This is a genomic window from Pseudomonas sp. SED1 (genome assembly GCF_034044025.1).
In the GTDB taxonomy this organism is placed as follows: domain Bacteria; phylum Pseudomonadota; class Gammaproteobacteria; order Pseudomonadales; family Pseudomonadaceae; genus Aquipseudomonas.
This window is the reverse complement of record NZ_JAXCIS010000052.1, coordinates 39744-51055: the sequence shown is the minus strand read 5'-3', so window position 1 is coordinate 51055 and position 11312 is coordinate 39744. Positions and strand designations below refer to the sequence as shown.

Here is an 11312-nt window from a genome sequence, read left to right as displayed (position 1 = left end):
AGCCTGATATCAGCGCTGCACAATCCGCAGATTGTTCTGCTCTTTAGGCAGGACACGCTTGGCAATCACGTAGTTCTTGTCCCAGAACGGCTTCTTCAGGGTATCGATGCTCACGGACTTGCCACGACGCGGTGCGTGGATAAAGCGGTCGTTGCCCAGGTAAATGGCAACGTGGTTCACCTGGCGGCTCTTCAGTTTGAAGAACAGCAGGTCGCCCGGTTTCAAATCCTTGCGCTCAACCTTTTGCCCGTGGCCGGCGGCCATGGCGTTGGAAGTGCGCGGCAAATCCACGGCTTTTACGTCGTTAAACGCATATTTCACCAAACCGCTGCAGTCGAACCCTTTACTTGGGCTGCTGCCGCCCCAACGATAAGGAGTACCGAGCACGTTGACGGCGCGGCTGAGGACGTTGCTGCTTTGCTTGGTGTTGACGGCCATCAACCCTGGAACTGCCTTACCGTTGGCCTTGCTCAGTTGAGTCGGGCGCTTCACGGTCAGCTTTACCGATTTGGCGGAGCTGGTGGTGGCGTGAACTTTAGGGGTGAAACCGTTAACGTTTGGAAGTCGTTGCTCACGATTGGTGGCGTGGGCGGCCAGTGGCATTAATAGGCAAATGGTTAGCCATGTCTTGAAAAATGGTCGCATTAGGCGTGGCTCTTTTAGGTTTGCGCGCAACTTTATAACAGCTTTTTGTGTCGTTCTAAGGCCGTTTGTCGACTGAACCCTGGGGTCAAATTCAGGAAAAACGCGACGAATTGTCGCTATTGTCCGACTCAGGTCAGGTGGCATAAGGCTTTGCGGGAAGGAAGATACCATTTGCCGTGCGTCGGGCGCCCGTAAAAAAGTCACAAAGAAAATGAAAAAATTTATCTATCGAGGCGAAAGAGGTACTCCATGAACACCTATCGACAGGATGTTTCGCAACAAGACACCCACAGCAAGGTGATCGGTTACCTGCTCTGGATTTTCGGTTTTACCGGTGCTCACCGCTTTTATTACGGCAAGCCGGTGACCGGGACGATCTGGTTTTTCACCTTTGGTTTGTTCGGGATTGGCTGGCTGATCGACTTGTTCCTGATCCCGGCGATGGACCGGGAAGCGGACCTGCGATTTACGGCCGGGCCGATTGAATACAACGTGGCCTGGATTCTGTTGGCGTTCCTGGGTGTTTTCGGGTTGCACCGCATGTATCAGGGCAAATGGATCAGCGGGATCGTTTACTTGCTGACCGGTGGGTTATTCCTGATCGGCGTGCTGTATGACTTCTGGACGCTGAATACGCAGGTTTCGATCCGTAATGCCGAGCGCAGCGGCGGTCGATAAGATTTGTGGAGATCCAAATGTGGGAGCGGGCTTGCTCGCGAATGCGATGTGTCAGTCGACATCTCTATTGACTGACCCAACGCTTTCGCGAGCAAGCCCGCTCCCACATTTACCGTGCCCACTCTGGATCGGGTTTAAGCTTGGTAGCTGATCCGCCCATCCACCAGTGTGTACCGCACATTCGCCGGCAAGCTATGGCCAATGAACGGGCAATTCTCGCCCTTGGACAGCCAGTGTTCCCCGGCAATCGTGGAACTGGCCGTATCAAACAGCACCAGGTCCGCTGCCGACCCCACCGCCAAATTGCCCGCCGGCAGGCGCAGTGCCTCGGCAGGGCCCGCACTGAGGCGTGCCAGCAGCGTCGGCAGGTCCAGCAAGCCATCCTCCACCAACGTCATTGCCAGTGGCAACAACAGCTCGACACTGCTGATGCCCGGCTCTGTCGCGCCGAATGGCGCCAGCTTGGCGTCCCGCTCGTGGGGCTGGTGATGGCTGGAAATCGCCGAAACCACCCCGGACTTCACCGCAGCCCGCAAACCGTCACGGTCAGCGCGGGTACGCAGGGGCGGCTGCACGTGATACAGGCTGGAGAAGTCGATCAGCGCCTCATCCGTCAAAATCAGCTGATACAACGCCACATCCGCCGTCACCGGCAAGCCGCGGGCTTGTGCCTGAGCAATCAGGGCCACGCCGCGAGCGCTGGTCAGTTGGCTGAAGTGCGCGCGTACGCCGCTTTGCTCCACCAACAGCAGGTCCCGGGCCAGGGCCACGGTCTCGGCGGTTTCCGGGATGCCCGGCAGGCCAAGGAAGCTTGCCGTGGCGCCTTCGTGGGCCAGGCCACCTTCGGCCAGGTCGCGGTCCTGGGAGTGGAAAATCACGGTCAGGTCGAAGGTCGCAGCATATTCCAGCGCGCGGCACAGGGTGCGGGTGCTGCGAAAGCTCTCCAGACCGTTGCCGAAGGCCACGCAGCCGGCGTCGCGCAAGGCGATCAGCTCGGCCAACTGTTCGCCGTCCAGGCCTTTGCTCAGGGCGCCGATGGGGAACACTTTGCAGTTGCCGGCTTCGCGGGCGCGGTCGAGGATCAGCTCGGTCACGGCCGAGGTGTCCAGCACCGGCTTGGTGTGGGGCGGGCAGCACAGGCTGGTGACGCCGCCGGCTGCGGCGGCGCGGGTTTCGCTGGCGATGCTGCCTTTGCGGCTGTAACCCGGTTCGCGCAGGGCGACGTTCAGGTCCACCAGCCCGGGCGCGGCGATCAGGCCTTTGGCGTCGATGGTTTCACTGGCGCTGAAGCCTGCGGGTGCGGCGCCGATGGCAATGATCTTGCCGGCTTCCAGGTGCAGATCGGTGACTTGATCCAGGCCGCTGGCCGGATCGATGACTCGGGCGCCGAGAATGCTGAGCTTCACTGGGCGTTCTCCTGCTCGAATTGACGTTGTGCGGTTTGCCCGCTCATGGCCATGGACAACACAGCCATGCGGACGGCGATGCCGTAGGTCACCTGGTTGAGAATCACCGACTGCGCGCCGTCGGCCACTGCCGACTCAATCTCCACGCCACGGTTGATCGGCCCCGGGTGCATCACGATGGCATCCGGCTTGGCGCCGGCCAGGCGCGCGGTGGTCAGGCCGAACAGGCGATAGAACTCGCCTTCGCTCGGCAACAGGCCGCCGGCCATGCGCTCGCGCTGCAAGCGCAGCATGATCACCACGTCCACATCCTTCAGGCCTTCGGCCATGTCGGTGTAGACCTTCACGCCGTACTGCTCGATGCCGATTGGCAACAGGGTTTTTGGCGCGATCACGCGGATGTCCGGGCAACCCAGGGCTTTCAGGGCCAGCATGTTCGAGCGCGCTACCCGTGAGTGCAGGATGTCGCCAACGATGGCCACCGAGAGGTTTTCGAAGCTGCCTTTGTGCCGACGGATGGTCAGCATGTCGAGCATGCCCTGGGTCGGGTGGGCGTGACGGCCGTCGCCGCCGTTGATGATCGCCACGTTCGGGCACACGTGCTCGGCGATGAAGTGCGCAGCACCGGAGTCGCCGTGGCGCACCACGAACATGTCGGCGGCCATGGCTTCCAGGTTGCGCAGGGTGTCGAGCAGGGTTTCGCCCTTGCTCGCCGACGAGGTGGACACGTTCAGCGTGATCACGTCAGCCGACAGGCGCTGGGCCGCCAGTTCAAAGGTGGTGCGGGTGCGGGTCGAGTTCTCGAAGAACACGTTGCAGATGGTCTTGCCGCGTAACAGTGGGACTTTTTTCACCGCCCGGCCGCCGACTTCGAGGAACGAGTCGGCCGTGTCGAGGATTTCGGTGAGCAGTTCGCGGGGCAAGCCGTCGAGGGACAGGAAGTGTTGCAGCTGGCCCTGAGCGTTGAGCTGCAGCGGGCGCTTGGCATCTAGAGGCGTCATCGCGGGGACTCTTTACAAGGCGGTTTAAAGGGCAAGGTCTTGCAGTTCGAGTTCGAGCGGCGTGGGACCGGACAATTTTACCCGCTGGTGGGCTTCCAGGGACAGGGTGGCGCCGACCACGTCCGGGCTGATCGGCAATTCGCCGGCATCCAGGTCCAGCAGGCAGACCAGCGTCACGCTGGCCGGGCGGCCGTAGTCGAACAATTCGTTCATGGCGGCGCGGATGGTACGACCGCTCATCAGCACGTCATCGATCAGCACCAGGTGCTGGCCTTCGATCTCGAACGGCAGGGCCGAAGGACGCACTTGCGGGTGCAGGCCGTTCTGGCTGAAGTCGTCACGGTAGAAGGACACGTCCAGGGTGCCCAGGGGCGAATCGCTGCGCAGTTCTTCCAATAGTGCCTGGGCCACCCACACGCCACCGGTGCGGATGCCGATAAAGCGCGGCTCGCTGATAGCGCGGTGTTCCAGGTGCGCCTTGAGGCGGATCGCCATCTGGCTGATCAGGTCGGCGGGATTGGGCAGGCTCATGGTGGCTCCTTCAAGGCCTTGCGCAGGCAAGGTCCGGGCTCAAACGTAAAAGACACTGTAGGAGCGAGCTTGCTCGCGAAGAACTCACAGGCACCGCGTGCATCACTGGACGCGCGCGTAATCGTTGACGTTTTTCGCGAGCAAGCTCGCTCCTACAAAAAGCAATGCGGCAATTCAGGATTCAAATAAAGCGGTGTTTTCATCCAGCCAGCCCTGCAACAGCAGGGCCGCGGCGATGGCATCCACCGGGTTGTCGCGGTAGCTGCCTTTCTGCCCGCCACGGTCGCGGCGCTCGCCCTTGGCTTCAAAGGTGGTCAGGCGTTCGTCGTGGGTATAGAAGGGCAGGTTGTAACGGCCATTCAGGCGGCGGGCGAATTTTTCGGCTCGCAGGCACATCTCGCTCGGGGTGCCGTCCATGTTCAAGGGCAAGCCGACCACGACGGCATCGGGCTTCCACTCCTTGATCAGGGCTTCGACCTGGTTCCAGTCCGGCACGCCGTTCTGGGCTTTCAAGGTACACAGCTCGCGGGCCTGGCCGGTGATGACCTGGCCGACCGCTACGCCGATCTGTTTGGTGCCGTAGTCAAAGCCGAGGATCAGACGCAAGGCCATCAGGCGTGCCCCGCCTGGCTGGTCAACAGGCTGAGGTTGATCCGCAGCTTGGCGGCGGCGGCTTCAAGGCGCAGTTCGCTGGGGGTGTTGAACAGGATGTCGGCGTCAAACGGGCAGGTCAGCCAGGCATTGCTCGCCAGCTCGGCCTCCAGTTGCCCGGCTTCCCAACCGGCGTAGCCCAGGGTGATCACGCTTTGATCAGGCCCGATGCCATCAGCGATGGCGAACAACACATCCTGGGAAGTGGAAAGCGACAGTCCTTCAAGGTCGACGGTCGCCTGGAATTTCGGCCCGGTAGGGTGCAGCACAAAACCCCGGTCAGTCTGCACTGGCCCGCCGATGTAGATCGGTACGTGCTGGCAGTTGGCGGGCGGGTCGATGTCCGGGCGCAGTTGCTCGAGGATATCGGCCAGGTTCAGGTCTTGCGGGCGGTTGACGACCAGCCCCATCGCACCATTGGCGGTGTGCTCGACGATGTAGGTCAAGGTCTGCGCAAAGTTCGGGTCGGCCATATGAGGCATGGCGATCAGGAATTGGTGCTTGAGGTAGGTCGGGCTGACATTTTTCATGTCCGCTAGTGTGGCGTTGGAGGGGCGAACTGACAAGCTGAGGATGCGCAGGAATTGGTTTGGCGTGTTGATTCTCTGTAGGAGCGAGCTTGCTCGCGAAAAACCGGAGAGCGCCGGGTTAAACCAGAAAGCTCGCGTTATCGTTAACGACCTTCGCGAGCAAGCTCGCTCCTACAGAGAGCAGGGGCGGTTAGTTACTGGACAGTCGGTCACCTTTGGCAAAGCGCCACGTGCGAATGATTTCCAGGCGGTCGATGTCGTTCAAGTCCCCGGTAAACGGCGCAAAAGGCGCTGCCAGGCGCACGATGCGTTGCGCCGCCTGGTCCAGCAGCGGCTGGCCGGAGGACTCCAGCACCTGCACTTCGTACAAGGTGCCGTCGCGGTTGATCGACACCAGCAGTCGCAAATTGCCGTAGATCTGCTGGCGGCGAGCTTCGTCCGGGTAGTTCAGGTTGCCGATGCGCTCGACCTTCTTGCGCCACTCGTCCTTATACCAGGCGCCTTTGTCACGCATGGTGGAGGCGGCGTTGAGGCGGTAGATCCGTGGGCGCTTGGCGTACAGCTGTTGTTCATGGGCCAGTTCGGCTTCCAGGCTTGAGATTTCACTGGAGAGTTGCGAGCTGTCAAACGTCGGGGCCGGCGGCGCAGGTGTGGGTTCAGTCTTGGCCTTTTCCCGTTGGGTGGGCGCTTTCTGCGGTTTGGGCGCCACGGTGGTCACGGCGGCCTTGGGTGCAGCCTGTTTCACCTCCGGCTTGGGCGCTGGCGGTGGCGTGACCTTATTGACCTTGTTGTCCTGGAAGGGCGCCACTTCGGTGGTCTTGGGCACGGCCTTCTTGTCGAGGGTACCGCTGCCTTGCTGGTTGTCCTGGGCGAGAAAGTCAGCCTTTTCGGGCTTCTTTTCGCTCTTGAAGGTGGCGAGGGTGATTTCCAGGGTCTTGGTGATCTGCTTGGGTTCGGCAAAGGTGAAGCCCAGGCCGAGGATCAACGCCAGGTGAATCAACGCCGCGAGAAACAGGGTAAATCCGAGCCGATCAGCCGGGCGCACGCCGCTGTGGGAGAGTTCGGGGGGCAGATCGGACGGGAGCGTCATGACAAGAAAACCAACATCGCGCGTTTCACAGGTGGCGCATGATAACGCAATGTTGGTTTGTGTCCGGCTGTTCTATGTCACTTGGCTTGTAGCTTGGAGGCAATGGCCGCCATCAGCATTTCGCCGATGTTCGTGCCAAATGCATTGTCGATCTCGCGAATACAGGTCGGACTGGTGACGTTGATCTCGGTGAGGTTTTCGCCGATTACGTCTAGTCCTACAAACAGCAGGCCCTTTTCACGCAGGGTTGGGCCGACTTGGGCGGCAATCCAGCGGTCCTTGTCCGTCAGCGGGCGGGCTTCACCCCGGCCACCGGCTGCCAGGTTGCCACGGGTCTCGCCGGCCGCCGGAATACGCGCCAGGCAATAAGGCACCGGCTCGCCATCGATCATCAGGATGCGCTTGTCGCCGTCCTTGATTGCCGGAATGTAGGCTTGGCCCATGATCTGCTGGGTGCCCAGTGCGGTCAGGGTTTCCAGGATCACCGACAGGTTCGGGTCGCCCGCGCGATGGCGGAAGATCGACGTGCCGCCCATGCCGTCCAGCGGCTTGAGGATCACATCACCGTGCTTGGCGGCGAATTCACGCAGCACGTCGGCGCGGCGGCTGACCACGGTGGGCGGCGTGCATTGTGGGAACAGGGTGGCGAACAGCTTTTCATTGCAGTCGCGCAGGCTCTGGGGCTTGTTGACGATCAGCACGCCCGCGCGCTCGGCCTGCTCCAGCAGGTAGGTGGAATAGACGAACTCCATGTCGAACGGCGGATCCTTGCGCATCAGGATTACGTCGAGGTCGCTCAGGGGGCTGTCGATTTCGTCTTGCAGTTCGAACCACTTCTCAGGGTTGGCAAACACCTGCAGCGGGCGCATCCGCGCCCGCGCTTCACCGTCGCCCTGGTAAAGGTCCGGCTGCTCCATATAGAACAGGCTCCAGCCGCGGGCCTGGGCGGCCAGCAGCATGGCCAGCGAGCTATCCTTTTTATAGGAGATGCTGGCGATAGGGTCCATGACAATGCCGACGCGAACGCTCATGGGGGATTTCCTCTAGCAAATAAGGGCGCATAAAAGTGGCGTCAGAGTGGCGCTGCGGCTGTTGTGGGTCAAGGAAAAACCACCGCGCGGGTCGGCCGATAGATTGCGTTCTGAGACTGTGCTAAAAAGGCTGCCATGGCACATCAGCCCTTGAATTCCGAGGCTTTTGACGCTCGTCCTGTGCAACATCAGGCAGTACACACCGAAAACCTATTCGCTGTGGCGATGGTAGAGCAGATATGGAACAGCATTCCAACGCCTTGAAAGTGATGGTGATCGACGATTCGAAAACGATTCGCCGCACGGCCGAAACACTGTTGAAGAACGTAGGGTGCGACGTCATCACGGCCATCGACGGTTTCGATGCCCTGGCCAAGATTGTTGACCATCACCCGCACATTATCTTTGTCGACATCATGATGCCGCGCCTGGATGGCTATCAGACTTGCGCGCTGGTGAAGAACAACCCGGCGTTCAAGTCGATCCCGGTGATCATGTTGTCTTCCAAGGATGGTCTGTTCGACAAGGCCAAGGGGCGCATCGTCGGTTCTGATCAGTTTTTGACCAAGCCTTTCAGCAAGGAAGAACTGCTGAGCGCGATCAAGGCCTATGTACCGGGCTTCGCCGCAGTAGAACAAGCACACTGACGAGGGCCCCACGAGGGCTTGCGTCTACTAGATAAGTGGGGAAAACCATGGCACGTGTTCTGATCGTCGACGATTCGCCGACTGAAATGTACAAACTGACTGAAATGCTCGAAAAGCATGGTCACGAAGTCCTCAAGGCCCAGAACGGCGGCGACGGCGTCGCGCTGGCCCGCCAGGAAAAGCCTGACGCGGTATTGATGGACATCGTCATGCCCGGCCTCAATGGCTTCCAGGCCACCCGGCAGTTGACCAAAGACCCTGAAACCGGGCACATCCCGGTGATCATCATCACCACCAAGGATCAGGAAACCGACAAGATCTGGGGCGAGCGCCAGGGCGCCAAGGATTACCTGACCAAGCCTGTGGACGAAGAAACCCTGATCGCCACCCTGAACAAGGTGCTGGCCGGCTGACGGCACGTTCCCATGACCGAGTCGCAAACCGCCTTCGAGCTGCTGCTGGACATCGACCGCCGCTGCCGCTTGCTGGCTGCCGACCTGCCGTCCCAGGAAACCCGGCTGCACAGCTGGAGCGGGATCGGGTTTCGCCTGGGCGAGCACTGGTACGTGGCTCCCATGGGCGAGGTCGCAGAAGTGCTGCACGAACCGCGCTGCACCTTGATGCCCGGGGTCAAACCGTGGGTCAAGGGCGTGGCCAACCTGCGCGGGCGCTTGCTGCCGGTGATGGATTTGGGCGGGTTCCTCGGCCTTGAGCTGTCGGTGGCGCGCAAACAACGGCGGGTGCTGGTGGTGGAATATCAGGACGTGTTTGTCGGCCTGTTGGTGGACGAGGTGGTGGGCATGCAGCATTTCGCACAAGACGCATTGTCGACGAGCACTGCGGCCAGCGCGCCGTTTATCCAGGGCCAGTTCGACGGCGACCAGCTGTGGCAGGTCTTCAGCCCTTTCGCCCTGGCCCTGGCCCCAGGCTTCATGGATGTCGCCGCATGAGTACCGTCACTCCCGTCAAACCCCAGGAGGCTTCCCGCAGCCGCTCGCAGATCATCGTGCTGTTTATCGCGCTGATCGTGTTCATCATGCTGCTGTTCGCCAACTTCGCTTACCTCAACACCCAGTCCACCTACGACAAGCAGTACATCGGCCACGCCGGTGAGCTGCGGGTGCTGTCCCAACGCATCGCCAAGAACGCCACCGAGGCCGCCGCCGGCAAGGCGGCTGCGTTCAAACTGCTGGGGGATGCGCGCAACGATTTTGCCCAGCGCTGGGGTTACCTGAAAAAAGGCGACCCGGCCACCGGCCTGCCCGCGGCACCTACCGCCGTTCGCGCAGAAATGCGCGCGGTGCAGACCGACTGGGAAGCGCTGCTGAAAAACGCCGATGCGATTCTGGCCAGCGAACAGACGGTGTTGTCGCTGCATCAAGTGGCTGCCACCTTGGCGGAAACGGTGCCGCAGTTGCAGGTCGAGTCGGAAAAGGTTGTGGACATCCTCCTGCAACGCGGCGCGCCGGCCAGCCAGGTGGCTTTGGCCCAGCGCCAGTCATTGCTGGCTGAACGCATCCTCGGTGCGGTGAACACCGTGCTGGCGGGCGACGAAACCGCGGTGCAGGCCGCCGATGCCTTTGGCCGCGATGCCAACCGTTTCGGCCAGGTGCTCAACGGCATGCTTCAGGGCAACCCTGGGCTGCGTATCTCTCAGGTAGAAGATCACGATGCGCGGGCGCGGCTGGCGGAAATCGCCGAGCTGTTCGAATTCGTCTCCGGCTCCGTGGACGAAATCCTCGAGACCTCGCCGCAACTGTTCCAGGTGCGCGCCTCGGCGAGCAATATTTTCAACCTGTCGCAAACCCTGCTGGACGAAGCCTCGCACCTGGCCACCGGTTTTGAAAACCTGGCCGACGGGCGCACCTTCGACACCATCGGCGGCTACGTGCTGGGCTTGCTGGCGCTGGCCTCGATCATCCTGATCGGCCTGGTGATGGTCCGCGAGACCAACCGCCAGTTGCGGGAAACCGCTGAAAAAAACGAGCGCAACCAGAACGCGATCATGCGCCTGCTGGATGAGATTGAAGACCTGGCCGACGGCGACCTGACCGTCACCGCCTCGGTCACCGAAGACTTCACCGGCACCATCGCCGACTCCATCAACTATTCCGTGGACCAGCTGCGCGACCTGGTGGCGACCATCAACCTCACCGCCGGCCAGGTGGCTGGCGCGGTGCAGGACACCCAGGCCACCGCCATGCACCTGGCCCAAGCGTCGGAGCATCAAGCGCAACAGATTGCCGAAGCGTCCACGGCGATCAACCAGATGGCCCAGTCCATCGACCAGGTGTCGGCCAACGCCGCCGAATCTTCGGCAGTGGCCGAGCGTTCGGTAGAGATCGCCAACAAGGGCAATGAGGTGGTGCACAACACCATCCACGGGATGGACAACATCCGCGAACAGATCCAAGACACCGCCAAGCGCATCAAGCGCCTGGGGGAATCGTCCCAGGAGATTGGCGACATCGTCAGCCTGATCGACGACATCGCCGAGCAGACCAACATCCTCGCCCTCAACGCGGCGATCCAGGCGAGCATGGCCGGTGACGCCGGGCGTGGTTTTGCGGTGGTGGCCGATGAAGTACAGCGCCTGGCCGAGCGTTCTTCAGCGGCGACGCGGCAGATCGAAACCCTGGTGCGGGCGATCCAGACGGACACCAACGAAGCGGTGATTTCCATGGAGCAGACCACCACCGAAGTGGTGCGCGGTGCGCGGCTGGCCCAGGACGCCGGCGTGGCGCTGGAAGAGATCGAAGGTGTGTCGAAAACCCTGGCGGCGTTGATCCAGAGTATTTCCAACGCGGCGCAGCAGCAGACGTCGTCGGCAGGGCAGATATCGTTGACGATGAACGTGATTCAGCAGATCACCACTCAAACTTCCTCTGGCTCCACGGCCACTGCCGAGAGCATCGGCAACTTGGCAAAAATGGCCAGTCAGCTGCGGCGGTCGGTGTCGGGGTTCACCTTGCCGCCAGCCCCGTAGGAGCGAGCTTGCTCGCGAAAAACCCGAGAGCGCCGCGTTCATTCAGAATGCCCGCGTCATCGTTAGCGCTCTTCGCGAGCAAGCTCGCTCCTACAGGGCGTTATGTTCAAGCAACA

General features: G+C 61.4%; 13 protein-coding genes. 5 read left to right on the top strand and 8 right to left on the bottom strand.

Annotated features, from left to right (window positions below; genetic code table 11):
* Positions 1-9: 9 nt before the first annotated feature.
* Complete coding sequence (locus SNL23_RS07855; RefSeq protein WP_076012989.1) at positions 10-645, bottom strand: C40 family peptidase; 636 nt, start codon at positions 643-645, stop codon at positions 10-12.
* Positions 646-894: 249 nt separating this feature from the next.
* On the opposite strand from SNL23_RS07855, the gene SNL23_RS07850 reads away from it, so the two are divergent.
* A complete protein-coding gene (locus SNL23_RS07850) occupies positions 895-1323 on the top strand; it encodes an NINE protein (RefSeq protein WP_076012988.1) in 429 nt (142 codons plus the stop codon).
* Positions 1324-1457: 134 nt separating this feature from the next.
* On the opposite strand, the gene SNL23_RS07845 is transcribed toward SNL23_RS07850, so the two are convergent.
* The 7 genes from SNL23_RS07845 to gshB form a co-directional block, all read right to left on the bottom strand.
* Positions 1458-2729, bottom strand: a complete 1272-nt coding sequence (locus SNL23_RS07845) for a dihydroorotase (RefSeq protein ID WP_076017741.1) — start codon at positions 2727-2729, stop codon at positions 1458-1460.
* Positions 2726-3730 (bottom strand): aspartate carbamoyltransferase catalytic subunit, encoded by a 1005-nt coding sequence (locus SNL23_RS07840; RefSeq protein WP_167664094.1) that lies wholly within the window; start codon positions 3728-3730, stop codon positions 2726-2728. The genes SNL23_RS07845 and SNL23_RS07840 overlap by 4 nt, the downstream gene beginning before the upstream one ends.
* Positions 3731-3754: 24 nt before the next feature.
* On the bottom strand, positions 3755-4261 hold the full coding sequence (pyrR, locus tag SNL23_RS07835) for a bifunctional pyr operon transcriptional regulator/uracil phosphoribosyltransferase PyrR (protein ID WP_318301965.1): 507 nt from the start codon (positions 4259-4261) through the stop codon (positions 3755-3757).
* A 174-nt stretch (positions 4262-4435) separates the two neighbouring features.
* A complete protein-coding gene (ruvX, locus tag SNL23_RS07830; RefSeq protein ID WP_003213744.1) occupies positions 4436-4873 on the bottom strand; it encodes a Holliday junction resolvase RuvX in 438 nt (145 codons plus the stop codon).
* Entirely contained in the window at positions 4873-5442 is a 570-nt protein-coding gene (locus SNL23_RS07825; protein ID WP_063026519.1) for a YqgE/AlgH family protein, read from the bottom strand. The genes ruvX and SNL23_RS07825 overlap by 1 nt, the downstream gene beginning before the upstream one ends.
* Positions 5443-5632: 190 nt before the next feature.
* Positions 5633-6532: an energy transducer TonB gene (locus tag SNL23_RS07820; RefSeq protein ID WP_003213740.1), complete on the bottom strand. Its 900-nt coding sequence runs from the start codon at positions 6530-6532 to the stop codon at positions 5633-5635.
* A 77-nt stretch (positions 6533-6609) separates the two neighbouring features.
* Positions 6610-7563: a glutathione synthase gene (gene gshB / locus SNL23_RS07815; RefSeq protein ID WP_010167673.1), complete on the bottom strand. Its 954-nt coding sequence runs from the start codon at positions 7561-7563 to the stop codon at positions 6610-6612.
* Positions 7564-7802: 239 nt separating this feature from the next.
* Between gshB and pilG the strand changes: the two genes are divergently transcribed.
* The 4 genes from pilG to SNL23_RS07795 are packed head-to-tail and all read left to right on the top strand — an operon-like array spanning position 7803 to position 11196.
* The gene (gene pilG, locus SNL23_RS07810; RefSeq protein WP_003213736.1) at positions 7803-8210 is read left to right on the top strand and encodes a twitching motility response regulator PilG; all 408 of its coding nucleotides are present in this window, start codon (positions 7803-7805) and stop codon (positions 8208-8210) included.
* Positions 8211-8257: 47 nt separating this feature from the next.
* Positions 8258-8623, top strand: a complete 366-nt coding sequence (gene pilH / locus SNL23_RS07805) for a twitching motility response regulator PilH (RefSeq protein WP_017476512.1) — start codon at positions 8258-8260, stop codon at positions 8621-8623.
* A 12-nt stretch (positions 8624-8635) separates the two neighbouring features.
* Entirely contained in the window at positions 8636-9160 is a 525-nt protein-coding gene (locus SNL23_RS07800; RefSeq protein ID WP_167664098.1) for a chemotaxis protein CheW, read from the top strand.
* Positions 9157-11196, top strand: a complete 2040-nt coding sequence (locus SNL23_RS07795) for a methyl-accepting chemotaxis protein (RefSeq protein WP_076017745.1) — start codon at positions 9157-9159, stop codon at positions 11194-11196. Before SNL23_RS07800 ends, SNL23_RS07795 begins: the two co-directional genes overlap by 4 nt.
* Positions 11197-11312 lie beyond the last annotated feature (116 nt).